This window comes from Streptomyces sp. NPDC002463, from assembly GCF_042889835.1.
Classification (GTDB): domain Bacteria; phylum Actinomycetota; class Actinomycetes; order Streptomycetales; family Streptomycetaceae; genus Streptomyces; species Streptomyces nymphaeiformis.
Genome location: NZ_JBIARL010000009.1, coordinates 65,450 through 90,496 on the forward strand (window position 1 = coordinate 65,450; position 25,047 = coordinate 90,496).

Here is a 25,047-nt window from a genome sequence, read left to right on the forward strand (position 1 = left end):
CTCAGACGGTGAACGGCCGCTGGTTCAGGAAGTCCGGCGACGGGGTGCCGGTCACGTAGAGGTTCGGGCTCTGGCGCGGAGGCAGCCGGCGCTGGATGTGCCGGTGGAAGGTGCGGTAGTCGCCCCGGAACGAGCCCTCGTCCCACACCTGGAGCAGGGCCTCGGTGAAGGCGCCGTTGACGTCGCCGTCGGAGGCGACCTGGTTGTCCTGGCAGGCCGAGACGAGCAGCGCGTCGTGCCCCTTCCCGTCGGCGGGGGCGTCCTTCGCCAGGGTCCGCTGGAGTTCTTCGAGATAGGACCGGTCGCGCTCGTAGAGCTGCCGCTGCCGCGGCTCCGGCATGTAGCGGCCCGTGCTCTCGTCCTGGCCTCCGCCGGGGAGTTCGATGCTGCTGCCGCTGTGGCAGCAGTCGAGGAGGGCGACGATCCGTACGTCGTCGGCGAAGGCGCGGAAGGCCTGCGCCACCTCGTCGTCGAGGAACTGGCGGTCGTAGAAGACGAGGGTCTCGTCGAGCGCGTCGGGCTCGTCGTCGGAGCCGGTGACGTCGGGGACCTGGCCGCCGTGGCCCGAGTAGGTGAAGAGCAGGATGTCGCCCGCGACCAGCCGGGCGGCGGCCCCGTGGAGCACGGAGGTGATGTTGGCGGTCGTGCCGTCCGGGGTGAGCAGGGTGGTGGCTTCGAAGCCCGCGGTCCTGGCCAGCCGCGCCATGTCGTGGGCGTCGTTCTCGCAGGCGTTCAGGGTGCCGTCCCAGCCCTCGTACCGGGCGGGGTCGACCCGGTTCAGTCCGACGTGCAGGGAGAGTCCGGTGGCCATGGGGTGCCTCCTGGTGCGGAAGGGAGGGATGCCGGGGCGGGGGACGGCCGGGGGCCCGGGATGCCGGGCGGCCGGTGACGCCGGTCTCCCGGGGACGCAGGGGCGGCTGATCGAGTGGCCTGTGGTCCCGTGCCGAGCGCGACCCTCTCCACGCGGTACTTACATCGTATGAATCCTTCCGATCCCCCGCTCTCCCCAGATCCCCCGGTCTCCTCCGCCCCTCCGCCGCCTCCCGCCTCGCCCGGTGCCCGCCGTGCCGCCCTCACCGGCCGGACCGGCTACGACGAGACCTTCCTCGGCCCCGTCGTGCCGCTGGCGCTCCCGGTCCGGAGCACGGTCGAGACGGTGATCCTGCCGTACACCCACTTCACCGTGGTCTTCCGGCCCGACCGGCGGCTCGCGGCGTCGACCGCGGTCTGCATCGAGGGGGGTCAGCTCCTCGAGGACGTGCCCCGGGAGGACGTCTGGGAGTTCGATCCCCGGCTGCCGGAGGAGCAGCAGGCCGGCGAGGAGATCTACCGGAACAACAGCCTCGACCGGGGTCATCTGGTCCGCCGGCTCGATCCGGTCTGGGGCGCCCCGGCCGTGGCCTCCCTGGCCAATACGGACACCTTCCACTTCACCAACGCCGCGCCCCAGGCCGACGTCTTCAACCAGGGCAGGGAGCTCTGGCAGGGCCTGGAGAACTATCTGCTCGACCACGCCGCCGAGTACGACCGGAAGCTTGCGGTCCTCACGGGCCCGGTGCTCCAGGACTCCGATCCGCCCTACCGGGGGCTCCAGGTGCCGATGCGGTTCTGGAAGGTGGCCGCGTTCGTCCAGGACGGGGCGCTCGCCGCCGCCGCGTACGTCCTCGACCAGAGCCCCGACCTGAGCCGGGACGCGGAGCGGGCCCTCGCCGGGGCGACGGCCGGTGCGCCGCCGCCGCTGGGCCCGTTCCGGACGTACCAGGTGCCGGTCTCGGACGTCGCGGAGATCACGGAGCTGGAGTTCGGTCCGCTGCCGGACGTGGACGTGATGCCGGTGTTCCGTGCTCCGGAGGAGCGCTGGCGGCGCCTGGAGTCGTACGCGGACATGGTCCTGCACCCGTGACCCCGGCGGGTCCCGGGGCAGCGATTGCGACCGTTCCCGGCCGGTGAAACGATGAGAGGGATCAGCCAGTTCGTCTGGCCTCGACCGGTCATGTCCGGTCACGACTGATCTCGTCAGGTCCGGCGCCGGAGCGACCGGCGCTGCGCGAAGAGCGCCGGGCAGGTGCGGTATGCCGCTCACCGAGACGGAGTGGGGGCTCGTCGCCAGCTGGGTGCGGGACCACCTCCTCGACACCCCCGAGCCACGCGACCGGCTGCTGCGCGCGGGTCTTCCGGCCGACTTCGTGGAGGACCTGCCGCTCACCCCGGACCCCGACCGGAACGCCCTGCTCGTGGTCGCCGCGGCCCGCCGGGACATCGCCCACCAGCGCCGGCTGCTCTCCGTGCTCGCCGGTCTCGACGCGCTGGCCGCCATCGACGACCCGCACGGCTTCGAGCAGGGCGCGGAGGCCCGGAACCTGCTGACCCGGCTGCGGGAGGACGAGCGGCTGCGCCGTTCGCCCGGAGACCCGTTCCTCAGCACGCTCCTGAAGCACGGCACGGAGGTGTTCCTGGACCGGAGCGAGCTGCGCGAGAAGCTCCGGGGCTTCCTGGCCGACCCGGAGCAGACGGTGCTCGTCGTCGACGGGCCGCCGGACAGCGGCCGCTCCTACACGTACGAGCTGATCCGCCACCTCGGCCAGCACTGCGACTTCCGGCCGGTCCGGGTCACGCTCTCCCGGACGTCGACGGCGGCGCGGCTGATGGAGCGGCTCTCGGCCTTCGTGGCCGGTCCCGAGGAGGACCGGCTCCCGTTGAACCCCACACGGTTGAACGATCCACTGCCCTGTTTCGAGGACGCGGCGCACCGGATCGTCGCCCGGGCGACCGCCGCCGAAGAGCGCTTCTGGCTGGTCCTCGACGACTGCGACCGGCTCGACCCGCACTCGGACGTGTGGGACTGCATCGGCGTCCTGGCGCGGGCGATCTACGAGCACACCCCGGTCCGCACCGACACCGTGCCGCGCCTCGTCCTGCTCGGCTACGCGACGACGATGCGGCAGCTCCCGTACGAGATCCGCAAGAACGAGTGCCGTGACACGACCCGCCTCGCCGACGAGGGCGATCTCCGCGTGTTCTTCCGGGAGTTCTTCGCCGACACCGTCCCCGCCGGGCAGGAGGGGACCGTCGGCGAGCTGACGGATACGGCCGTGGCCGAGGTGCTCCGGTCCGTCGAGTCCCCGTCGAACGGCGACAGCCACATGCGGCGCCTGTGCACGGCCGTGGAGGACGTCGTACGGCTCCACCGGGCGCTGCCGTCGACGTCGCCGCCGCCGGGCGAGGCCGGTCATGTGCTGCGCGACGCGCTGCGCACCAGCCTCGCCGCCCCCGCCGCCGCGCTGCCCGACCTGCGCCGCTCCTACCGCGAGGCCGCCTGCCTGCTCCGGGAGTTCGACCCCGCGGGGCTGCGGCTCCCCGGTGAGGAGCAGGCCACCGGGCGGGCCGTCCTGGAGCTCGTCGACGACTGCACGGCCCTGCCGGCGCCCGGGGCCACCGTGTGGGTGCTCAAGCCCGAGGTCCGCGACGCGGCCCTGGCGGGCCTCGCGGGCCCCGGTGCCGCGCGTGACGCCCTGCGGGCCAACATCGGCCTGCGGCCCGAGGGCCCCGGACCGGAACGCACCGCGCTCGCCCTGCTCACGGGCGCGGGTCTGCCGCCGCCGGAGGCCGGCCGGGACGAGGTCGAGGTGCTCTCCGACGCCCTCCAGGCCACGCTCTGGCTGAGCCGGGTACCGGGCGTGACCGGGCTGCCCGAGGTCGACGAGGTGCAGCACCGCCTGGAGCAGGCCCGGCTGCTCCAGCCGATGCGCCGGCTCGTCCGGGGGACCTTCCACGGCCGCACCGCCGAACTCGACGCCCTGCACGCGTATCTGGCGCTGCCCGAGGAGCCGGCGGAGCCGCCCGTCCTGATCCACGGCGTCGGCGGCATCGGCAAGAGCACCCTGCTCGCCAAGTTCCTCGTCGACGCGCTCGCCGCCGCGAAACCCGGCGGATTCCCCTTCGTCCACATCGACTTCGCGCGCCCCACGCTCTCCATCCACGAACCCGCGACCGTGATCGCGGAGATGGCCCGGCAGCTCGGCGTCCACCACCCGTCCCACCGCGCCGCGTTCGAGGAGCTCGCCGACGAGTGCGAGCGGACGGCGGCGCTGCAGCGCGCCGAACGCAACGAGCTCGACGAGCTCTCCCAGCTGGCCGGCACCCGGGCGACGCTCGGCCGCGACTACTCCTCCGACTTCCACGCCCGGGCCAGCGCACGCGAGCAGGAGCTCGCGCACCGGGCCGCGTCCCTGGTCGCCGAGGCCGTCCGTCCCGCGCCCGGCGAGCAGCGCCCGCCGCTGCTCGTGGTCGTCGACTCCTTCGAGGAGGCCCAGTACCGGGGCTCCCCCGTCCTCGCCCGCATGTGGGCCGTCTGGACGGCCCTGCGGGCGGCTTACTCGCGGCTCCGGTTCGTCGTCTCCGGGCGCGCGCCGATCGACCACCCGGCCCGGGTCCTGACCCCGCGCACGATGGAGCTGACCGAGCTGGACCACGAGGCCTCGGTGGACCTGCTGATGTCCTCCGGAGTGGACGACGAGCCGCTCGCCGAGGACCTCGCCGACCGGATCGGCGGCCACCCGCTGAGCCTCAAGCTCGCGGCCCGGACGGCGGTCGCCCTCGGCGCCGACTCCCCCTCGCTCGGCGAGCTGCTGCGCGGACTGCCCTCCCGACGCCGCTACTTCGACCGTCAGGTCGACCAGATGCTCATCCAGGGCACGCTGTACGACCGACTGCTCAACCACATCGCGGAGGACGACGTCCGGGCCCTCGTACAGGCGGGCCTGGCCCTCCGCTTCATCACCCCCGACCTGATCCGGGAGGTCCTCGCCGGGCCGGCGGGGCTCGTCGTCGACAGTGCCGGGGAGGCCCGGCGGCTCTACGGGCTGCTCACCTCCCGGGTCGATCTGATGGAGTCGGCGGGACCGGAGGCCATCCGGCACCGGACCGACCTGCGGGCCATCATGCTGCGCCTCTCGGACAGCGCGCGGACCGATCTGATGCGGGCCGTGGACCGGAGGGCCGTCGCGTACTACGCGGTCCGCGAGGGGCCCCGGGACCGTGCCGAGGAGATCTACCACCGGCTCCGGCTCGGGGATAACCCCCGTACGGTGGAGGCCCGTTGGGAGCCGGGGGTCGCGCCCTACCTGGGCGGCTCGACGCACCGGGAGATGGCGCACCGCTCGGCCGCGTTCCTCCTCGGCAGGATCGGCGGCCACGTGCCCGACCAGATCATGACCGAGGCCGACCAGGAGGACTGGGAGCGGATCGCGGCCCGCGAGGTCGAGGACCTGCTCACCCAGGGGTACGTGGAGGCCGCCGGCCAGCGGCTCTCGGAGCGGCGGCCGTGGACGCCGTGCAGCAGGCTGCACGCGCTGCTCGCCGAGACCCTCGCCCGCTCCGGGCGGACGGCGGAGGCCCGCGAGGGCGCCCAGCGGGCCGTGGACCGGGCCGAGGAGGCGGGCTGCGCGGAGACGCAGCTCGAACTGCTCCAGCTGTCGGCGCGGCTCGCCCAGGACTCCGGCGCGTTCGCTGAGGCGGACCGTGACCTCCAGGAGGCGGAGGAGATCGCCGCCGGGCTCGGCCTTCGCCACGAGTCGCTGGGGGTGCTCGTCGCCCGGTCGCGCCTCGCGGCGCTCGCGGACGTCGACGCCGCCCCGGCGGAGGAACGGCTTGCCCGGACCCTGCGGGGGATGCCTGACGCGGACCTGGCCCGGCAGCCCTCACTGGCCCGCACGGCGGCGGCCGCGGCGTACCGGGCGGACCCCCGGCTCCTGGAGCACACGCTGCGGCTCGTGGGGCTTCCGGCGGACGAGGAGGCGGTGGTCACCGAGCTGGCCCGCTGGATCGACGTCGCCTTCACGGACCAGCCGGGCCTGCGCGTGCCGCTGACCCGCATCCTGGAGTCCGCCGCCGGATCGGAGGACTCCCCGGGCGGGGACCGCCCGGACCTGGAGCGGATCGAGCGGGACCTGCGGGAGGCGCGGCGGCGCGGCACCCTCGACAGCGTCGCCCGGCAGGCGCTCATGCTCCGGGACGGCAGCGGGGACCTGCTGCTCGGGGTGGCCTCCGCGATGGACGCGGGCCCGGCCCCACGCGGCGCCGGCACTCCCCCGCCGCCTCCGCCCGGAGAGGACCTCCGCCACGGGTACGGCGCCGAGCCGGGGCTCGGTCCGCCTCCGCCGGCAGCGGCCGACGAGGGAGACGGCGCGGAGCGGAGACTCCGGATGCGCTTCCGGAGGGGACGCACCGGTGCGCGTCCCCGCCAGGGAGACACCGGCCGGTGGACCCGTCCCCGGCCGGGAGGGACCGGCCTGTGGACCCGGCCGCCGCCGACCGCCGCCGGGGCGGCGCTCCGGAAGGTGCCGTTCCTGCCGCAGCCGGAGCTGGTCCGGGTGCGCAACGCCGCCATGGAGGCCGGGCTCGCCGACCGGAGCCTGCGCCAGGCGCTGCTCAAGGGCGTCCCCGGCTACTTCACGGCCGAGCTCGACCCCCTCGACGACCCCCTGGAGCAGACGCACGCCGACCTGGACGCGATGAACCAGGTCGAGCGCCTCCTCGACGGTCTGGTGCCGCTGGAGATCTGGCTGCACAACGCGATCGAGCAGACCCACGAGCCGGGCCCGCGCGCCGTCCTCCAGGGCGCCCTGGACACCGTGGCCCGGGAGATCACGGGCGAGGCGGAGCTTCCGGCGGAGATGATGCCCGGGGAGATGAAGGAGGAGATCGTCCTCCAGGACGACACCGTGCCGTACGAGTTCCTGCACGGCGGCATCCGGGCCGGCGCCTCCGTGGCGCTGCTGCGGATCCCGCCGTACGAGTCGGGGGAGCCGCTCCTGCCGGCGTACCCGCACGGCGGCACCGGCTGGATGATCGCCCCCGGGCTGCTGATCACCAACCACCATGTGGTGATGGCCCGTTCGTGGGAGGCGGGCGTCCGGCCGTACGTGAGCGACACGGACCTGCGGCTCCAGGCGCTGATGTCCCGCTCCCGCTTCGACTTCGTCGAGAACGCGGCGGCCGCGCCGGAGGCGACGGCGGGTGAGCTCGCGGCCTGGGACGCGGCGCTCGACTACGCGATCGTGCGGCTCTCCGCCGACCAGGAGGAGCGGCCGACGCTCCGGATCGCCACCCGGCCGCTGCTCGTCCGCGAGCGGCAGCGTGTCCCGGTCAACATCATCCAGCACCCGGGCGGACTGCCGAAGCGGGTCGCGCTCCGCAACAACCTGGTCTACCGGGCGGACGAGCACGACATCCTGTACTTCACCGACACCCGGGGCGGTTCCTCCGGCTCCCCGGTCTGCCTCGACGACTGGACGGTCGTGGGGCTGCACCGGGGGACGCGGAAGGTGGACGAGGTCGAGTTCCAGGGCGCCCGGACGCGGTTCGTGAACGTGGGCACCCAGATGAGCGGCATCCTGGCCCATCTCCGGGAGTTCCGGCCCGAGTTGTACGCGGAGATCATGGCGGCCCAGTCCGGGCGGCCGGGCCGGGGGGAACCGAACGCGAAGCCGAGGTGAGCGACCATGCCGAACGGACGACGGAGCGTGTCGCCGGTGGCGACCGGCGCCGAGCGGATCTTCGACGATCTGCGGGAGGTCGCCGCGCGGGTGCGCGCGGAACTGGAGGCGGAGATCGCCGAGTCGGCGCTCGAACTGCCCGCCGACGCGGCACCGGCCGCCGAGATCTCCCGCTTCGCCCGTGACGAGCGGGCCCGCGTCCTGGAGGCGGGGGTCAGCGGCCTGGAGAAACTGGCCGCGCACCGCGAGGACGAGCTCGACGGGGACGAGACCTTCGGCGTGGAGGCGATCGTCCTCCTGGAGGGCCGGCCCGCCATCCTGGTGCAGCGCCAGGACTTCGCCCCGCAGTACGACGAGTGGGCGGTCCTGGAGCCGCAGCGGCCCGCGATCCGCGAGTCGCTCCTGCGGGTCGGCCGGGTCGAGGTCACCGGGCACCCCAGCCTGGACTGGATCGGCACGGCGTTCCTGGTGGGCCCGCGCACCGTGATGACGAACCGTCACGTGGCGGCGGAGTTCAGCCGCTTCGAGGGAGAGCGCTGGGCGCTGGAGTTCGGGATGTCGGCGCGGGTCGACCCGGCGGAGGAGCTGCCCGCCGAGGGCGGACCGCCCGGGCCCTCGGTGCCGTACGAGATCACCGACGTCATCGGCATCCACCCGGACGTCGACATGGCCCTGCTCCGGGTCGAGCCCGCGTCCGACGGCGGTCTGCCGACGCCGCTCGCGGTCGCGGCGGACGCACCCGCGAGCCTGCCGGGCCGCCCGGTGTACGTGATCGGCTACCCGGCCTGGGACGGCCGGCGCAACGAGCCCGAGTCGATGCGCCGGATCTTCATGGACGTCTACAACGTGAAGCGGCTCCAGCCGGGCACGGCCACCGAGTTCACCCCGGGCGGTCTGGTGATGAAGCACGACTGCTCGACGCTCGGCGGCAACAGCGGCTCCCCGGTGTTCGACCTCGCGGACCACCGGGTCCTCGGGCTGCACTTCGGGGGCCGCTACCGCACGGGGAACTTCGCCGTCCCGCTGTGGGAGCTCGTGGAGGATCCGCTGCTGGAGAAGGCGGAGGTCAACTGGGTCTGAGCGGGCCCTACTCGGCGAGGGCCACGGTGTACGCGCCGCGGGCGGTGGTGCCGTCGCCGAGACGCCACTCGGCCGTGACCCGGCCGCGGCCGGGGCCGCCGTCCTCGCCGGGGCGCAGGACGCGCCGCACCCGGAGCGTCAGCGGCGCGGCCGCGCCGGTCTCCCGTACCACCACGTCGGTGTGGTCGGGGCCGTCCGTGACCCCTACGAGCTCCGCCCCGGTCCCGGCGGGGGCGAGCGAGGCGGCGACGGTGGGGTCGGGCGTGCTGTCGACGGACTGGGCCTGCGCCTCGGCCCGGCCGGCGAGCAGGGCGTACAACTCGGCGACGAGCACCGGGTCGTGGACGCCGTCGTAGATCCAGCGGGTGCCGAGGACGCCGTGCTCGGAGGTGCCGATGAGGGCGTGCTCGGCGCCCTCCAGGGGCTCGCCGCGGTAGGTCATCGGGACCAGGTAGGTGACCGCGTCGGGACCCTCGCCGTCGGCGACCGCCATGAACTCGATGCCCACCTCGCCGGCCGGGTCGTCGAGCCGGAAGCCGCCGGTCTTCGCGGGGCGCGGCTCCTCGGCCCCACCGGCATACCAGGCGCGGGTGGGCAGCCACGAGGCGAGCAGCTCCAGCTTGGTGGGCTGCATGGTGGTGTGGTGGATGACGGCCATCGTGCGCTTCTCCCTCTCGCCCCCGGGTCAGGGATCCGCAACCTAACAGACGGACCGGGCCGCGATGCGAGGGCGCCCACGCCGACCTAGCCTGGAGGTGGAGTGTTGTCCCCGGCCGGCAGGAGGCCCGCCGTGAGGTACTCGCACACCCGGGACCGACGCGTCTGCGCGGCTCTCGCGGCCCTGGGCATCCTCGTCGCCCCCGTCGGCGCGGGTGCCGCCTTCGCGGCCGAACCCCCCGGTCCCGCCACCCTGGTGGCGGCGGCGCCCTCGCCCTCGGCGGACGCGAACTTCCCGGAACTCACCCCGGACGTCGCCGCGCGCCTGGACCGGGCGATCCAGGGCGTGATGAAGGAGACCGGTGTCCCGGGTGTCAGCGTCGCCCTCTCCGCTCCCGGCAAGGGCACGTACATCCGCTCCTTCGGCATCGCCGACAAGGCCACGGGAGAGCCCATGGACCCCGGGCTCTACATGCGGATCGGCAGCGAGACCAAGACCTTCACGGTGACCGCCCTGCTCGAACTGGCCGACCAGGGCAAGGTGGGCCTGGACGACCCGATCTCGAAGTACGTCGACGGTGTGCCGAACGGCGACAAGATCACCCTGCGCAACCTGGCGTCCATGCGCAGCGGTCTCTTCAACTACTCGGCGGACGAAGGCTTCTACAAGGCCCTCACGTCCGATCCGTACCGGCCCTTCACCCCGCAGGAGCTGCTCGCCTACTCCTTCAAGCACCCGATCCAGTTCCAGCCGGGCGCCGAGTTCGACTACTGCAACACGAACCTGATCCTGCTCGGTCTCGTCGTGGAGAAGGTCAGCGGGACTCCGCTGCACGAGTTCATCCGGAAGAACGTCGTCGAGCCGGCCGGCCTGCCCCACACGGTGTTCCCGACGGACGCCGCGTTCCCGAGCCCGCACGCCCACGGCTACACCGAGCAGACCGCCTCGGGGAAGCTGGAGGACTCCACCGACTGGAACCCGTCCTGGGGCTGGGCGGCCGGTGCGATGATCTCCGACCTCCAGGACCTCCGCACCTGGGCCCGCGTCGTGGCGACCGGCACCCTGCTGACGCCGAAGACGCAGGCCGAGCGGCTGCACACGTACCCCTCGGGCGTCCCCGGCGCCGGTTACGGCCTCGGCATCTTCGACGTCCAGGGCTGGATCGGCCACAACGGCTCCCTGCCGGGCTACGAGTCGCTCACGGTCTACCTGCCGGAGGCCAGGGCCACGCTGGTGGTCCTCCTCAACACGGACGTCCTGCACGACAACAACGAGCCCAGCACGCTCTTCGGTCAGGCCATCACCCGCATCGTGACCCCGGACCACGTCTTCGACATCCCGGTGACGGAGCCCAAGCCGAGTCCGAGCGGAAGCTGACGCGCGTCCTTCCACCCCACGACCACCTGCCTGTTAATCTCCGTTTCGTCCTGAATGATCCCCGGCGGTCGTCCGTGCCGCCGCAGAATCGGGAGCAGCAATGACCGGTGGACCCGAGCCCATCAGCGCCGTCGGCCGGGAGGAGCTCGAGCGCGAGCTCGCCGATCTGCGCGTCGAACGCGAGGCCGTCGCCGCCACCCTGCGGGACGGCGGTGGCGACGAGGTCGGCGACCGGGCCGACGAGGCCGACGAGTTGCAGCGCGGCGACGACCTCGACCGCCTCGACACCCGTATCACCGAGATCGAGGGGCGGCTCAAGGAGGCGTCCGTCGCGGGGGCTCCGTCCACCGACGCGGTCGGTGTGGGCAGCAGCGTGACCGTGCGGTTCGAGGACGGCACCGAGTCGACCCTCCAGGTCGGCGAGCTCGCGAACGCCCTCGACGCGACGCTGGTCACCGCCGACAGCCCGCTCGGCCGGGCCCTGCTCGGCCACCGGGCCGGTGACACCGTCACGTACGACACGCCCGAGGGCCGGACGACCGCGGTCGTGCTCTCGCTCGGCTGACGGCGGTGGGGGAGCGGCAACTCGGGAAGGCCGACCGCAAGGGCGGCCCCGGGCACACCGTCCTGCTCGCGCTGGCCCTCGCCGTACCGGTCACGAAGCTGGCGTACACGGTCGGCGGCGGTGACGCCGTCCGTGACGTGCTGGTCGGGATGGAGCCGGCGAACTGGCCGGACATCCTCGTCGGCATGGTCATCACGGACCCGCTCCTCGGGTCCGTCCTCGCCGTCGTCGTCTCCCGGGTGGTCTTCGCCCTGTTCGCCGCGCGCGGCGCGGTCCCCCTCGGCGGCGGGCCGGTGGGCGCCCTGCGGCGGGCGGCGCTCACGGTCGTCAACCCGATCGCGGTGGGGATCATCGACGCCTGCTTCTTCGGGCCGTGGTGGGGACTCGCCACCGGGCTCGGTGCCTTCGCGCTGCGCCAGGGCGTGGTCGTGGAGTACCGCACGGGACGCCGCCGGCCGCACCACCACCGCGAGCAGGACGGCGCCGGGCACGGCGATCCCGGCTACCGGCCGCCCGTCTGGCTGCGCAGGACCGCCGGGGCGGAGCAGTGGGCGGCCCTGTCCCTGACGGTGGTCGTGCTGCCGTTCCTGGCGTTCGTGTCGGCACTCGACGGGCAGGCGTGGACGGGGATCGTCGAGTGCCGTGTCACGGACGGCACCCGGACCGAGAGCGACCGCCTGATCGAGCTGAGCCGCGAGGGCGACGGCGTGGTCGGCTGGAACCTGGACTCGGAGCAGATCTCCAACGGCCTCGGGTGCGTGAGCGAGGAGAGCCGCTACGTACGCGAGCCGTGGTGGCGGCGCTGAGACCCGCCCCGGTCAGCCGGTGACGATCCCGGTGACGAGGTTGATGGTGGTGGCCAGGATGCTCGCCCCGAAGACGTACGACAGCAGGCAGTGCCGCAGGACGATCGACCGGACCGTGGCGCTGGAGACGTTCGTGTCGGAGACCTGGTAGGTCATGCCGAGGTTGAAGCTGAAGTAGAGGAAGTCGCTGTACTTCGGCGGGGACGGGGAGTTGAAGTCGATCCCGCCGCCGGGCTTCAGGGCGTAGTAGAGGTACGCGTACCTCGTGGCGTACATGAGGTGGAGCGCCGCCCAGGCCATGAAGACGCCGCAGAGCGCCGTCGCGGCCGCCGCGTGGCTGAGGTCGGTGCGGCCGACCAGGAGCAGCACCACGATGCCGACGAGTCCGCACAGGGAGGTCGCGACGACGACGAGTTCCTCGACGACGGGCCGGAACTCCTCGCGCCGGACGTTGTGGTGGGTCGTGGCGGCGTCCATGGGCCACAGGACGATCCAGCCGGTGACGACGAAGAGGGTCTCGGCGGCGGCGATGCCGGCGAGGACGCCCAGCGGCGCATGGGTCAGCGCCGCCACGGACGCGCCGGCCGCCGCGCCGCCGAACGCCGACGCGGCGAGCCGGGGCACGGCGCCGAAGAGGCGTCGGTCCACGGTTCAGGGCTCCAGGACGACGACTGCCTCGTCCGTGTAGGCCAGGAAGGTCAGGGTCTCCTGGAGGTACAGCTGCACGCCGGTCGCGTCGTGCCCGGTGTAGCCGATGGCCACGTCCTGGCCGAGGCGCAGCTCGAAGTCGCCGCCCCGGGTGGAGAGGACGAAGCCGCCGTCGAGGGCGGGTGCCCAGATCGGGGAGCCGTCGAGCATCCGGGCGAGGTGGGCCGCGATCGGGTAGCCGTGGTCGGAGGTCTCGCTGACCGCCCGGTACTGGTCGGCGCCGAGCAGCAGCGCGTACGGACCGTCGACACCGGCGAGCCGCAGGGCGGTGAGGGCCCGGCTGACCGCGTCGGGGTAGTCGCGGGGTTCGGTCGGCAGCCGCACCGGCGGGTTCGAGCTGCGGGCGCGCAGCCCTTCGACGCCGGCGGCCTCGTACCCCTCGAAGACCATGCGGTCCTCGATGAACGCGAGCGCGCGGGCCGCGTCCTTGACGGGCTGCCAGTCGGAGTCCTTCGAGCCGCGCTCGACGTCGTCGACGGCGGCCCGGTCGACGGTGAACGGCACCCGGACCTCGACGAGCCGCCGCGCCTCGCGCAGCCGTGCCGTGACGCCGGGCGCGGGATCCGCCAGGTCGGTCAGGTGCCCCGTACCGACGGCCGAGAGCTCCGGTCCCGCCGGGTCGGGGACGTCGACGACGCGGCGGCCCGCGATGTTGCGCCGGAAGGTGCGGCGGGCCTCCTCCTCGATCTCGGCCCACGCGGCCGCGGTGATCGGGGCGAGTTCGCGGTGGAGGTTGCTGGTGGACTCGGGGGACGTCATGGGGCGAGGGCTCCTTTCAGGCTGCCGATGCCGAGGGTCGTCCCGGGGGTCGCGGCGGCCGAGGGGGCGGGGAGGTCGTCGAGGAGGCCGGCGCTCGGCACGAAGAAGAGGCCGCCGGTGACGGCCCGGGAGAAGTCGAGGATGCGGTCCGTGGTGCCGGGGGGATCGCCGAGGAACATGTTGCGGAGCATCCGCTCGGTCACGGCGGGCGTCCGCGCGTAGCCGACGAAGTAGGTGCCGAACTCGCCCGTGCCGACCTGGCCGAACGGCATGTTGGCGCGGAAGATCTGCTGCTGGATGCCGTTCTCGTCGGTGACCGTGTTGAGCGCGACGTGCGAGTCCGCCGGTTTGACGTCGTCGGACAGCTCGATGTTCGACCCCTTGCCGCGCCCGATGACGTGCTCCTGCTGCTCGACGGTGAGCGCGTCCCAGGCCGGCATGTCGTGCACGTACTTCTGGACGACGACGTAGCTGCCGCCGCGGAAGTCCGGGTCCTCGTCGCCGATGTGGACCGCGTCGGCGGCCGTCGTGCCGTCGGGGTTCTCGCTGCCGTCGACGAATCCGAGCAGGTCGCGGTCGTCGAAGTACGCGAAGCCGTGCACCTCGTCGACGACGGTCACCGCCGCGCCCAGGGCGGCCACGATGTGCCGGGCCAGTTCGAAGCAGAGGTCGAGGCGCCGGGCCCGCAGATGGAAGAGCAGGTCGCCCGGGGTGGCCGGGGCACGGTGGCGGGGGCCCCGCAGGGTCGGGAAGGGGTGCAGCTCGTGGGGGCGGGGGCCGCCGACGAGCCGGTCCCAGCCCGTGGAGCCGATGCCGGCGACGCAGGTGAGCCGGGCGTCGGGGTACCGGAACGCCACCGAACGGGTCAGTCCCGACAGGTCCTGGAGCGCCTCCCGCACCGCGCTCTCGCCGCCCGGGTTGACGGTGGCCACCAGGAAGACGGCCGCCCGGGCGGGCGGAGCGACGACGGGCTGGGGTACGACCATGACGCTCCCACGAGAGATGACCGGAATGCGGAGGAATAGGGACAGCGTCAGCGTAGGTGCGCATGATCCGGTACGCAGCCCGGCGGCCGCTCCGCGGGCGTGGGGGGCCGACGCGGGGGCGACGGGCGTGGGGGGCCGGTGCGGGGGCGACGGGCGTGGCGGGCCGGTGCGGGGTGGCGGGCGCGGGGTGGCGGGCTTAGCCTGCCCAGGGGGTCCTTCTGTCCATCATGCCCATGCGTCCGCAGGGCGAGAGGATGAGGCGCCTTGAGCACCGACCAGGACGAGAACACGGCCCGGGACGAGCGGGAACCCCTCGGACACCGGGTGGGCCCGACCCCCGAGGGCGATCCGGAATTCCGTCCGTACCACCATCCGGCCGCCGGCTGGGGCGCCGCGAAGAGCGTGACGAACTTCCTGGTGCGCGAGGGCGCGCTGGTCGACGGGCCTCGCGCCATCATGCGGATGAACCACGAGAACACCGGCTTCGACTGTCCCGGCTGCGCCTGGCCCGACGACACCAAGGGCCTCCACCTGGACATCTGCGAGAACGGCATCAAGCACGTCACCTGGGAGATGACCCGCAAGCGGGTCGGGCGCGAGTTCTTCGCCGCCCACTCGGTGACCGAGCTCGCCGGGTGGAGCGACTACGACCTGGAGAACGAGGGCCGCCTCACCGAGCCGATGGTCTACGACCCCGAGTCGGACCACTACGTCCCGATCAGCTGGAAGGACGCCTTCGCGCTCGTCGGCCGCACCCTGCGCGGCCTCGACGACCCGAACCGGGCCACCTTCTACACCTCGGGCCGCCTCGGCAACGAGGCCACGTTCCTGTACCAGCTGATGGCCCGCGAACTGGGCACCAACAACCTGCCCGACTGCTCCAACATGTGCCACGAGGCCAGCGGCCGCGCCCTCCAGGCCTCCCTGGGCACCGGCAAGGGAACCGTCGACCTCCAGGACTGGGAGACCGCCGACGCGCTGTTCATCTTCGGCGTCAACGCCGCGTCGAACGCGCCCCGGATGCTGACCGCCCTCGCCGAGGCCCATCACCGCGGCGCGCAGATCGTGCACGTCAACCCGCTCGTCGAGGCCGCCGCCACCCGCACGATCGTCCCGCACGACTTCACGGACATGGCGCTGTTCAAGACGACGAAGACCAGCACGCTCAACCTCCAGCCGCGCATCGGCGGCGACATGGCGCTCGTACGGGGCATGGCGAAGGCGATCCTGGAGCAGTCGTCGACGGACCCGAAGGCCCTGGACCGCGAGTTCATCGAGCGGCACACGTCCGGCTTCGAGGAGTACCGGGCGCTGTGCGAGGCCACCCCGTGGGAGGAGCTCGAACGGCAGTCGGGGCTGAGCCGCGACGACATCCTCAAGGCCGCGCGCGTGTACGGCGAGGCCGACCGCTCCATCGTCAGCTGGTGTCTCGGCATCACCCAGCACGAGCACGGCGTCGACACCGTCCGGGAGATCGTGAACCTGCTGCTGCTCCGCGGCAACCTCGGCCGGGAGGGCGCGGGCCCCTCCCCCGTGCGCGGCCACAGCAACGTCCAGGGCAACCGCACCTGCGGCATCGACCACCGTCCGAGCGAGGAGTTCCTGGACCGGCTCGCCGAGGTCTGCGAGATCCGGCCGCCCCGCGCGCACGGCAAGGACACCGTCGCGAGCATCAAGGCGATGCACGAGGGCGGGATCAGCGTCTTCGTCGGCATGGGCGGCAACTTCGCGCTCGCCGCCCCCGACACCCCGTACACCTACGCGGCGCTGAGCAACTGCGAGCTCACCGTGCAGGTCAGCACGAAGCTGAACCGCAGCCACGTCGTGCACGGCCGACAGGCCCTCATCCTCCCCTGCCTCGGCCGGACCGAGAAGGACCACCAGCGCAAGGGGATCCAGAGCACCTCGGTCGAGGACTCGATGAGCATGGTGCACCTGTCCGTCGGCATGAAGAAGCCCGCCTCGCCGCACCTGCTCTCCGAGCCGGCGATCGTCGCCGGCATGGCGCGCGCCGCGCTGCCCGACAGCGCCACGCCGTGGGAGTGGTACGTCGAGGACTACGACCGCATCCGGGACACCATGGCCCGGGCGCTCGACGGCTTCGAGGACTTCAACCGGCGCGTACGGCTGCCGCTCGGCTTCCGCATCAAGCAGCCCGCCCGCGAGCTGGTCTTCCTCACCCCGTCCGGGCGCGCCGAGTTCTCCGCCGCCGAGCTGCCCGACGTGGTGCCCGCGCCCGGCACCCTGGCGCTCGGCACCATGCGCTCCCACGACCAGTGGAACACCACGATCTACTCCGACAACGACCGCTACCGGGGTGTCAAGAACCTCCGCACGCTGGTCTTCATGAACCGGGCGGACATGCGTGAGCGCGGGATCGCCGACATGGGCCCCGTCGACATCACGAGCACCGCGAAGGACGGCAGCAGACGGCATCTGAAGGGCTACCTCGCCGTCCCGTACGACATCCCGCGCGGCTGCGCGGCCGGCTACATGCCGGAGATGAACGTGCTGTGCGCGCTCGGCGACTACAGCACCCAGAGCGACCAGCCGATCATGAAGCACGTCAAGGTGACGATCGAGACCGCCTCCTGACGTTCCGTCACTCCTGGCGGACCAGCCGGTCCAGGAGGAGGTACGCGCGGCGTTCGGCGGCGGCGAGCTCGGTGGGGTCGATCTCGGCCGGCCAGAGCTCGCCCGCCGCCGCGTCGTCGGCCTCCCGCAGCTCCACGGCGGCCGCCGCGAGCCGCGCCTGCACGAGCGGGAACGACGCCACGGCCCCTTCCCCCAGGGCCCGTTCGGCCTGCTCCGAGGCCGCCGCGCAGGCGGTGAGCGCGCGCTCCGCCCGTACCGCCGCCCGGTCGTGGACCACCAGCAGCGCGCAGCCGAGCCCGACGACGACGCCGAGCGCGCTGCTCAGCGCCCGGTCCCGCACGAGGGACCCGGCCGGTGCGGGCGCGGCCAGATCCGTGAGGAGCAGCGCAAGGGGGGTGAGGAAGACGACGCCGAGGCCGTAGTTGCGGGCGACGACGTACTCCAGGAGGAACTCGAAGAGCACGATCACCAGGACCAGCACCACCGGTTCGGGGCCCAGGGCGAGGACGCCGAAGGCGAGCAGGAGGCCCGCGACGGTGCCGAGGGTGCGCTGGACGGCGCGCTGGGCCGCCGTCCGCACGTTGACCGAGTGCAGGACCGCGGCGGCGGAGATCGCCGCCCAGTAGCCGTGCCCGAGCCCGAGGAGGAGCGCGGCCCCGCCCGCGAGACCGGTGCCGAGGACCATCCGCAGCGCGGGCACGAGGAGGACGGCCGCGCGGCCGTGGACCGGGCCTGCCACGAGAGCGGCGGCACGGAGCTCGGTGGCGCGGAGGGTGGTGGGGCCGGCCGGGCCGGGAGCGGGGGCGGAGATGCCGGTGGTGGGGTCGGGGGGTCCGGTGGCGGCCCCGGAGGACCCGATGGTGGCGTCGGGCGACCCTGCAGACCCGTCCGGACGGGCCGGCATGCCGCCCTGGGCGATCAGGACCGGGAGGGCCAGTTCCGGCAGGAGCCGCGGGGGCCGTCGGCGGCGGCTGACCAGTACCCGGACCTGGCGGCGCAGGGCGCGGGCGAGGGGGGCCGGGTCGCTCGGTGGGCGGCGGGCGGAGCCGACGAGCAGCGACCAGGAGAGGTCGGCGAGACGGACGCAGGTGTCGTCGCGGCCGTGCGGGTCGGTGCCCGAGGGGGGCAGGACGCCGAGCGTGCGGTACGCCTGGAGCACGGCGGCCGTCGCCCGGTGCCGTACGGGACCGGTTCCGCCCGCCTCCCACAGGTCCGCGAGCTCGCGGAGCGCGGCGGCGACGGCGAGCCGCTGCGGGCGGTCCGGGTGCAGGAGCCCGCCCGCCACCGCGAGGACCCAGGCCACGGCCGCACCGCAGGCGGCCAGGCCGGCCTGCGGCAGGACGTCGGCGGGGGTCGACGCCCCGTTGGCGGCCACCGCGAAGGAGAAGAGCAGCAGCACCGCACCGAGCCCGCCGAGCCGGGCCGCGTCGCAGGCGAGCTTCGCGAGCCCGGCGACCAGGGCCGTGGCCGCGACCGTGACGGCGGCGCCCGCTCCCCCGTTCCGGGGCTGGGCCCAGGCGGCGAGCGCCGCGCCGCAGCCCACGCACGCGGTCATCGCCACGGCGACGACGGCGAGCACCCGGGCCCGGCGCGCGTACGGCAGATTGCGCCCGAAGGTGGTGGTGAAGGACCCCAGCATCGTGGAGACGGCGAGGTCGGCCCGCCCGGCGAGCGCCAGCGGCAGCGCGGGCAGCGCCATGGCGAGCGCGGCGCGCAGGGCGAAGGACAGGGCGCCGTCCACGCTCTGCAGGGCGAGCGCGCCTCTCGGGGAGAGGGTGCGACCGAGGCGTTTGTGCATGACCCGATCACCCTCGGCGAATTCGTTTCGCAAGTCAAAGAGGCAATTCCGATGACGCGATCCACCGGTCTTGTCGACCTGCCGGGAAAGGGCTCATAGGCCGCACCTATCAGCTCATCGAAAACATCTCTTTGACTTCGTTCCGCAACGGGTCGAATCTGCTCTGCGGCGTGAATCCGGCCAGGCGCGAGAAACGAGGCGGACCAGAGCATGAGCGGCATCGAGGACCCGGTCGACGACCTGAAGGTCACCCCGCCGAAGACCTGGGCGACAGGGCTCCCCGCCGTGACGCACGCCCTGGAGTACTCCCTGGGCCAGACGTCCCCGCGGCGCACCGCGCTCACTCTCCTCAACATCAACCAGCCCGAGGGCATCGACTGCCCGGGCTGCGCCTGGCCCGAGCCCGCGCCGGGCGAGCGGCACAGGAACGAGTACTGCGAGAACGGCGCGAAGCACATCAACGACGAGGCCACCTCGCGCCGCGTCACGAGGGAATTCTTCCGCGAGCACTCGATCGCCGAGCTCGACGGAATGTCGGACTACTGGCTCAACCAGCAGGGCCGGCTCACCGAGCCGATGGTGAAGCGGCCCGATGCGACGCACTACGAGCCGATCGGCTGGGACGAGGCGCTCGGGCTGCTCGCTGACGAGCTCACGGCGCTCGACTCCCCCGACGAGGCCCTCTTCTACGTCTCGGGCCGGCTGAACAACGAGGCCGCGTTCCTCCTCCAGCTCTTCGCGCGCGCGTACGGCACGAACAACCTGCCGGACTGCTCCAACATGTGCCACGAGTCCAGTGGTTCCGCTCTGTCGGAGACGCTCGGCATCGGCAAGGGCAGCGTCTCCCTGGACGACATCCACCACTCGGACCTGGTCTTCGTCGTCGGTCAGAACCCGGGCACGAACCATCCCCGGATGCTGTCGGCCCTGGAGGAGACGAAGCGCAACGGCGGGCAGGTCGTGGCCGTCAACACGCTGCCCGAGGCCGGGCTCATGCGCTTCAAGCACCCGCAGAAGGCGCGCGGGATCATCGGCCGCGGCACGGCGATCGCCGACCAGTTCCTGCACATCCGCGCGGGCGGCGACCTCGCGCTCTTCCAGGCCCTGAACCGGCTGCTCGTGGAGGCCGAGGACGCCGCTCCCGGCACCGTCCTCGACCGCGGCTTCATCGAGCGGAACACGACCGGTTTCACCGCCTTCGCCGAGCACGCGCGGAAGGTCTCGTGGGAGGACGTCCTGACGGCGACCGGGCTGTCCCGCGAGGAGATCCAGGAGGTCTTCGAGCGGGTCCTGCGCAGCGAGCGGATCATCGTGTGCTGGGCGATGGGCCTCACGCAGCACAAGCACGGGGTTCCCACGATCCGCGAGGTCGTCAACTTCCTCCTCGCCCGCGGCAACATCGGCAGGCCCGGCGCGGGCGTGTGCCCGGTGCGGGGTCACAGCAACGTGCAGGGCGACCGCACGATGGGCGTGTGGGAGCGGATGCCCCAGAGGTTCCTCGACGCCCTGGGACGGGAGTTCGGCTTCAGCCCGCCCGCCCACCACGGTCTGGACGCGGTGAACGGCATCCGGGCCATGCACGAGGGCCGCGCGAAGGTCTTCCTGGGTGTCGCCGGCAACTTCGTCCGGGCCACCCCCGACAGCGCGGTCACCGAGGAGGCGATGCGAGGGTGCCGGCTCACCGCGCACGTCTCCACCAAGCTCAACCGCTCCCACACGGTCTGCGGCGAGACCGCGCTGATCCTGCCCACGCTCGGCCGCAGCGACCGGGACGTGCAGGGCGGGGTCGAGCAGTTCGTCACGGTCGAGGACTCCATGAGCGACGTCCACGCCTCCCGGGGCAAGCTGCCGCCCGCCTCGCCCGACCTGCTCAGCGAGGTCGCGATCGTGGCGCGCCTCGCCTGCCGGACGCTCGGCGAGGAGCCGGCCGTCCCGTGGGAGGAGTTCGAGCGGGACTACGGCACCGTCCGGGACCGGATCTCGCGGGTCGTGCCCGGCTTCGAGGACTTCAACGCGCGCGTGGCCCGGCCGGGCGGCTTCCACCTGCCCAATCCGGTGAACTCCGGGGTCTTCCCCACGCCGAGCGGCAAGGCCGTCTTCACGTGCAACGCGTTCACGATGCCGCACGTCCCCGAGGGGCACCTGCTGCTGCAGACGCTGCGCTCGCACGACCAGTGGAACACCGTCTGGTACGCGCCGAACGACCGCTACCGGGGCATCCACGACGCCCGCCGGGTCGTCCTCGTCAACCCGGCCGACCTCGACGCCCTCGGCCTGGCCGACCGGCAGCTCGTGGACCTGGTGAGCGTCTGGCACGACGAGCGGGAGCGGCGCGCGGAGGGCTTCCGGGTGGTCGCGTACCCCGCGAGCCGGGGGTCGGCGGCGGCCTACTACCCGGAGACGAACGTCCTGGTGCCTCTGGACAGCGTCGCCGACATCAGCAACTGCCCGACGTCCAAGGGCGTCGTGGTCCGCCTGGAGCCGGCCCGTACCCCCGCCACGGGGTGACGGCGGGGCCGACTGGCGTTGCGGCGGGCGGTCGGGTAGACCCGTGACGTGCTGTTCCGTCAACTCGAGTACCTGGTCGCCCTTTCCCGGGAGCGTCATTTCGCCCGCGCCGCCCAGGCCTGCCACGTCTCCCAGCCCGCGCTCTCGGAGGCCGTCAGGAAGCTGGAGGACGAGCTGGGCGTCCCGCTGGTCCAGCGCGGCCGCCGGTACGAGGGCCTCACGCCCGAGGGCGAGCGCATCGTGGTGTGGGCGCAGCGGCTGCTCGCCGACCGCGACGCGCTGAAGAGCGAGGTCGGCGCCCTGCGGACGGGGCTGAGCGGCCGGCTGAGGATAGGCTCGGTGCCGACCGCGTCCGGCGCGGTCGCCCAGCTGACGGCGCCGTTCTGCCAGGCGCACCCGCTGGTGAACGTGGAGGTGGCGGCCGACCTCCGGTCGGAGGACGTCCTGCGGCAGCTGCGGGACTTCGAGCTCGACGCCGGAGTGACGTACCTGCACAAGGGGCTCGCGGAGAACTTCCGGGCCGTGCCGCTGTACGAGGAGCGGTACGTGCTGCTCACCGGCGCCGCCGACGCTCCCGCGCACCGGACGACGGCGACCTGGGCGGAGGCCGCGCGGCTGCCGCTCTGTCTGCTGACCGGGTCCATGCAGGGGCGTCAGGTGCTCGACGAGGTGTTCGCCGAGGCGGGGGTGCGGCCCACGCCCCGGGTCGAGACCGACTCGGTGGCTGCGCTCTTCGCGCATGTGCGGACCGGCGGCTGGACGAGCATCGTGCCGCACACCTGGCTGCACGTCTTCGGGGTGCCGCACGGCATGCGGGCGGTCCCGATGACCGAGCCGGCCCGGTCGGTGCCGATGGGCCTGGTGACGGTCGTCCGGGAGCCCGAGCCCGTCCTCGCCCGCGCGCTCCGTGAGGTCGCGGGCCGCACCGACGTCGCCGCCGTCCTGGACCGGCTCCCGGGAGACTCCGTACCTCGGTGAGACGAGGGCACGGAGCCTCCCGGGCTCCTGTCCGCGGTTCAGGCCGCGGCGGCGCTCTCCGCCCCCTCCGGCTTGCGGACCGTGCAGTGCAGCGAGTCGTCGATGACGTCCGCGACGATCGTGTCGCCGGGGTCGGCCTCGCCGCCGAGGAGCAGGGTGGCGACGCGGTTGTCGAGCTCCGTCTGGATCGTGCGGCGCAGCGGCCGGGCGCCGAACGCCGGCTGGTAGCCGTGGGCGACGAGCAGCTTCTTCGCCGCCTCGGTGACTTCCAGGGTCATGCCCTGGGAGCGGACGCGGTGCTTGCTCCGGTCGAGGAGGTGGTCGACGATCTCCGAAAGGTCGTCCTCGGTGAGGCTGTGGAAGACGATGATGTCGTCGATCCGGTTGAGGAACTCGGGCAGGAAGCGTCCCCGCAGGTCCTCCATCAGCTCGTCCTTGAGCTCGGCCGCGTCGCCCTGGTGGGCGAGGATGCGGTGGGCGCCGATGTTGGACGTCATGATGACGACGCAGTGGCGGAAGTCGACCGTGCGTCCCTGGCCGTCCGTGAGGCGCCCGTCGTCGAGGATCTGGAGGAGCGTGTTGAAGACGTCGGGGTGCCCCTTCTCGATCTCGTCGAAGAGCACGACGCTGTACGGCTGGCGGCGGACCTTCTCGGTGAGCTGGCCGGCCTCCTCGTAACCGACGTATCCGGGAGGCGCGCCGACGAGCCGGGCGACCGTGTGCTTCTCCTGGAACTCGCTCATGTCGAACCGGATCATGCGGTCCTCGGCGCCGAAGAGCAGCTCGGCGAGGGTCTTGGCGAGTTCGGTCTTGCCGACGCCGGTGGGGCCGAGGAAGAGGAAGGAGCCGACGGGCCGGTCGGGGTCGCCCATGCCGGCCCGGTTGCGGCGCACGGCCTCGGAGACGGCGGTGACCGCCTCGTCCTGGCCGACGATCCGGGCGTGCATCTCCTGCTCCAGCTTGAGGAGCTTCTCCTTCTCGCTGGCGGTGAGCTGGGAGACGGGGATGCCGGTACGGCGGGAGACGATGTCGGCGATGTCGGCGGCCGTGACCGAGACGACGCCCTCGCGGCGCTCCTCGATCCCGGCGAGTTCGCCCTCGGCCTCAGCGACCTGCTCCTTGAGCTCCTTGGCCCGCTCGAAGTCCTCGCGGGCGACCGCCTGGTCCTTCTCGCGCTGCAGCTTCGCGATCTTGTCCTCGCGGCTCACGACCTCGGTGGAGCGGCCGCCGCTGCGGAGCCGTACCCGCGCGCCGGCCTGGTCCATCAGGTCGATGGCCTTGTCGGGCAGGAAGCGGTCGCTGATGTAGCGGTCGGAGAGCTCGGCCGCCGCGGCGAGGGCGCCGTCGGCGAAGCGGACCTGGTGGTGGGCCTCGTACGCGTCCCTGAGTCCTTCGAGGATCTGCACGGTCTCCTCGACGGTGGGTTCCGGGATCAGGACGGGCTGGAAGCGGCGTTCGAGGGCGGCGTCCTTCTCGATGTGCTTGCGGTACTCGTCGATGGTGGTGGCGCCCACGACGTGCAGTTCGCCGCGCGCGAGGGCGGGCTTCAGCATGTTGCCCGCGTCCATCGCACCCTCGCCGGTGGCGCCGGCGCCGACGACCGTGTGCAGCTCGTCGATGAAGAGGATGATCTCCCCTTCCGCCTCCTGGACGTCCTCGATGACCTTCTTGAGGCGTTCCTCGAACTGTCCCCGGTACTGCGCTCCCGCCACCATGCCGGACAGGTCGAGGGAGACGACCCGCTTGCCCTTGAGGGTGTCGGGGACCTCGTCCGCGACGATCCGCTGGGCGAGGCCCTCCACGATGGCGGTCTTGCCGACGCCGGGCTCGCCGATGAGCACGGGGTTGTTCTTGGAGCGCCGGGAGAGGATCTCGATGGTCTGCTCGATCTCCTCGGCCCGGCCGACGACGGGGTCGAGCCTGCCCGCCCTGGCCTCCTCGGTCAGGTCCCTGCCGTACTCGTCGAGGGTCGTGGCCGGCTCCTTCGCGGCGGCGGGGGCGCCGCGCGGCTCCGGGCGGGCCGCCTGGTCGGTGAGGCCGCGCAGCTTCTTCACGTCCAGGTCCTCGGCCCGCAGGAAGCGGGAGGCGCCGGAGTCGGCGTCGCCGAGGAGGGCGCTGAGGATGTGCTCGGGGCCGATGTACGAGACGCCGGCCGCCTGCGAGTAGGCGTGGGCCCTGGCGAGGGTCCGCTTGGCCGCCGGGGTGAGTCCGGGCTCGGCGGACGGTTCGGCGGACTCCCGGGGGAGCACCTCGGCGAGCTGGTCGGCGAGCTTGTCGGGGTTCACGCCGCCCTGGGAGAGGAGCCCGCGGGTCGGCTCGACCTGGGTCGCGGCCCACAGGAGGTGCTCGGTGTCGAGGTCGGAGCTGCCGTCCTCGTCGGCCTTGCGCGCGGCCGTGTTCAGCAGTTCGTGGGCGGACTCGGTCAGCAGCCGTCCGATGGGCACGCGCTGCACCGCGGGCGGCGACGAGGCCGGCGACATCCCGAAGAACCGGTTGAACAGGTCACTGAACGGATCCGACGAACCGAAGGGCGAACCGAACGCCATCGACATGGCTGCTCCTGAAAGCGCGGAGGGGCTTCCCCACCGGATGAGGGCGCGAAAGGGGTCGCTCTCACTCAAACCCGGCGCCGACGGGTCCGCAATCGGAGAGCGAACGCGGCCGCGCCCGCCCGACACGCCCGCCCCGTACGGACGACCGAAATGCCCGGATCGCGGCTCCGTCCGCCGACGA

The 25,047-nt window shown here is 73.0% G+C and carries 16 protein-coding genes; 9 read left to right on the top strand and 7 right to left on the bottom strand.

The window, feature by feature from the left end; translation table 11 throughout:
- Nucleotide 1: 1 nt before the first annotated feature.
- Nucleotides 2–811, bottom strand: coding sequence for a caspase domain-containing protein (locus tag ACFYX3_RS19350; protein WP_389014724.1), 810 nt, complete (start codon nucleotides 809–811; stop codon nucleotides 2–4).
- Nucleotides 812–979: 168 nt separating this feature from the next.
- On the opposite strand from ACFYX3_RS19350, the gene ACFYX3_RS19355 reads away from it, so the two are divergent.
- The 3 genes from ACFYX3_RS19355 to ACFYX3_RS19365 all read left to right on the top strand — a co-directional run bounded on the left by ACFYX3_RS19355 (nucleotide 980) and on the right by ACFYX3_RS19365 (nucleotide 8,576).
- Nucleotides 980–1,903, top strand: coding sequence for a DNA/RNA non-specific endonuclease (locus tag ACFYX3_RS19355; RefSeq protein ID WP_389014727.1), 924 nt, complete (start codon nucleotides 980–982; stop codon nucleotides 1,901–1,903).
- A gap of 169 nt (nucleotides 1,904–2,072) precedes the next feature.
- The gene (locus ACFYX3_RS19360; protein WP_389014730.1) at nucleotides 2,073–7,496 is read left to right on the top strand and encodes a trypsin-like peptidase domain-containing protein; all 5,424 of its coding nucleotides are present in this window, start codon (nucleotides 2,073–2,075) and stop codon (nucleotides 7,494–7,496) included.
- Between the two features lie 6 nt (nucleotides 7,497–7,502).
- Nucleotides 7,503–8,576 carry a trypsin-like serine peptidase gene (locus tag ACFYX3_RS19365; RefSeq protein WP_389014733.1) on the top strand — a complete coding sequence of 358 codons (1,074 nt, stop codon included), beginning with the start codon at nucleotides 7,503–7,505 and terminating at the stop codon, nucleotides 8,574–8,576.
- Between the two features lie 7 nt (nucleotides 8,577–8,583).
- Here ACFYX3_RS19365 and ACFYX3_RS19370 read toward each other — a convergent pair whose 3' ends face one another.
- Nucleotides 8,584–9,234 carry a 1,4-alpha-glucan branching protein gene (locus ACFYX3_RS19370; protein WP_389014736.1) on the bottom strand — a complete coding sequence of 217 codons (651 nt, stop codon included), beginning with the start codon at nucleotides 9,232–9,234 and terminating at the stop codon, nucleotides 8,584–8,586.
- A gap of 132 nt (nucleotides 9,235–9,366) precedes the next feature.
- Here ACFYX3_RS19370 and ACFYX3_RS19375 point away from each other — a divergent pair, with 132 nt between their 5' ends.
- The 3 genes from ACFYX3_RS19375 to ACFYX3_RS19385 all read left to right on the top strand — a co-directional run bounded on the left by ACFYX3_RS19375 (nucleotide 9,367) and on the right by ACFYX3_RS19385 (nucleotide 11,982).
- Nucleotides 9,367–10,611: a serine hydrolase domain-containing protein gene (locus tag ACFYX3_RS19375; RefSeq protein WP_389014739.1), complete on the top strand. Its 1,245-nt coding sequence runs from the start codon at nucleotides 9,367–9,369 to the stop codon at nucleotides 10,609–10,611.
- Between the two features lie 100 nt (nucleotides 10,612–10,711).
- A complete protein-coding gene (locus tag ACFYX3_RS19380; RefSeq protein ID WP_376587614.1) occupies nucleotides 10,712–11,176 on the top strand; it encodes a GreA/GreB family elongation factor in 465 nt (154 codons plus the stop codon).
- 5 nt (nucleotides 11,177–11,181) lie between these two features.
- Nucleotides 11,182–11,982: a hypothetical protein gene (locus ACFYX3_RS19385; RefSeq protein ID WP_389014743.1), complete on the top strand. Its 801-nt coding sequence runs from the start codon at nucleotides 11,182–11,184 to the stop codon at nucleotides 11,980–11,982.
- A gap of 12 nt (nucleotides 11,983–11,994) precedes the next feature.
- On the opposite strand, the gene ACFYX3_RS19390 is transcribed toward ACFYX3_RS19385, so the two are convergent.
- Genes ACFYX3_RS19390 through ACFYX3_RS19400 form a run of 3 tightly spaced genes read right to left on the bottom strand, consistent with a single transcriptional unit; the run spans nucleotide 11,995 to nucleotide 14,435 of the window.
- Nucleotides 11,995–12,630: a DUF1345 domain-containing protein gene (locus ACFYX3_RS19390; protein WP_359510396.1), complete on the bottom strand. Its 636-nt coding sequence runs from the start codon at nucleotides 12,628–12,630 to the stop codon at nucleotides 11,995–11,997.
- Nucleotides 12,631–12,633: 3 nt separating this feature from the next.
- Nucleotides 12,634–13,449 (bottom strand): family 1 encapsulin nanocompartment shell protein, encoded by an 816-nt coding sequence (locus ACFYX3_RS19395; protein WP_389014747.1) that lies wholly within the window; start codon nucleotides 13,447–13,449, stop codon nucleotides 12,634–12,636.
- Nucleotides 13,446–14,435 (bottom strand): Dyp-type peroxidase, encoded by a 990-nt coding sequence (locus ACFYX3_RS19400; RefSeq protein ID WP_389014750.1) that lies wholly within the window; start codon nucleotides 14,433–14,435, stop codon nucleotides 13,446–13,448. Before ACFYX3_RS19400 ends, ACFYX3_RS19395 begins: the two co-directional genes overlap by 4 nt.
- A gap of 264 nt (nucleotides 14,436–14,699) precedes the next feature.
- Between ACFYX3_RS19400 and ACFYX3_RS19405 the strand changes: the two genes are divergently transcribed.
- Complete coding sequence (locus ACFYX3_RS19405) at nucleotides 14,700–17,030, top strand: FdhF/YdeP family oxidoreductase (RefSeq protein ID WP_389014753.1); 2,331 nt, start codon at nucleotides 14,700–14,702, stop codon at nucleotides 17,028–17,030.
- Between the two features lie 7 nt (nucleotides 17,031–17,037).
- Here the strand turns inward: ACFYX3_RS19405 and ACFYX3_RS19410 are convergent, their stop codons facing one another.
- Nucleotides 17,038–18,828 (bottom strand): FUSC family protein, encoded by a 1,791-nt coding sequence (locus ACFYX3_RS19410; RefSeq protein ID WP_389014756.1) that lies wholly within the window; start codon nucleotides 18,826–18,828, stop codon nucleotides 17,038–17,040.
- A 210-nt stretch (nucleotides 18,829–19,038) separates the two neighbouring features.
- Here ACFYX3_RS19410 and ACFYX3_RS19415 point away from each other — a divergent pair, with 210 nt between their 5' ends.
- Nucleotides 19,039–21,336 (top strand): FdhF/YdeP family oxidoreductase, encoded by a 2,298-nt coding sequence (locus ACFYX3_RS19415; RefSeq protein ID WP_389014759.1) that lies wholly within the window; start codon nucleotides 19,039–19,041, stop codon nucleotides 21,334–21,336.
- 48 nt (nucleotides 21,337–21,384) lie between these two features.
- On the top strand, nucleotides 21,385–22,314 hold the full coding sequence (locus ACFYX3_RS19420) for a LysR family transcriptional regulator (protein WP_389014762.1): 930 nt from the start codon (nucleotides 21,385–21,387) through the stop codon (nucleotides 22,312–22,314).
- Between the two features lie 38 nt (nucleotides 22,315–22,352).
- On the opposite strand, the gene ACFYX3_RS19425 is transcribed toward ACFYX3_RS19420, so the two are convergent.
- On the bottom strand, nucleotides 22,353–24,866 hold the full coding sequence (locus tag ACFYX3_RS19425) for an ATP-dependent Clp protease ATP-binding subunit (protein WP_389014765.1): 2,514 nt from the start codon (nucleotides 24,864–24,866) through the stop codon (nucleotides 22,353–22,355).
- Nucleotides 24,867–25,047 lie beyond the last annotated feature (181 nt).

Excerpts from the sequence above, each read along its gene's own strand:
- ACFYX3_RS19355 (WP_389014727.1), top strand. The coding sequence starts at position 980 with ATGAATCCTTCCGATCCCCCGCTCTCCCCAGATCCCCCGGTCTCCTCC.
- ACFYX3_RS19395 (WP_389014747.1), bottom strand. The coding sequence starts at position 13,449 with ATGACGTCCCCCGAGTCCACCAGCAACCTCCACCGCGAACTCGCCCCG.
- ACFYX3_RS19425 (WP_389014765.1), bottom strand. The coding sequence starts at position 24,866 with ATGTCGATGGCGTTCGGTTCGCCCTTCGGTTCGTCGGATCCGTTCAGT.
- ACFYX3_RS19380 (WP_376587614.1), top strand. The coding sequence starts at position 10,712 with ATGACCGGTGGACCCGAGCCCATCAGCGCCGTCGGCCGGGAGGAGCTC.
- ACFYX3_RS19400 (WP_389014750.1), bottom strand. The coding sequence starts at position 14,435 with ATGGTCGTACCCCAGCCCGTCGTCGCTCCGCCCGCCCGGGCGGCCGTC.
- ACFYX3_RS19415 (WP_389014759.1), top strand. The coding sequence starts at position 19,039 with ATGAGCGGCATCGAGGACCCGGTCGACGACCTGAAGGTCACCCCGCCG.
- ACFYX3_RS19370 (WP_389014736.1), bottom strand. The coding sequence starts at position 9,234 with ATGGCCGTCATCCACCACACCACCATGCAGCCCACCAAGCTGGAGCTG.
- ACFYX3_RS19410 (WP_389014756.1), bottom strand. The coding sequence starts at position 18,828 with ATGCACAAACGCCTCGGTCGCACCCTCTCCCCGAGAGGCGCGCTCGCC.
- ACFYX3_RS19365 (WP_389014733.1), top strand. The coding sequence starts at position 7,503 with ATGCCGAACGGACGACGGAGCGTGTCGCCGGTGGCGACCGGCGCCGAG.
- ACFYX3_RS19360 (WP_389014730.1), top strand. The coding sequence starts at position 2,073 with ATGCCGCTCACCGAGACGGAGTGGGGGCTCGTCGCCAGCTGGGTGCGG.
- ACFYX3_RS19350 (WP_389014724.1), bottom strand. The coding sequence starts at position 811 with ATGGCCACCGGACTCTCCCTGCACGTCGGACTGAACCGGGTCGACCCC.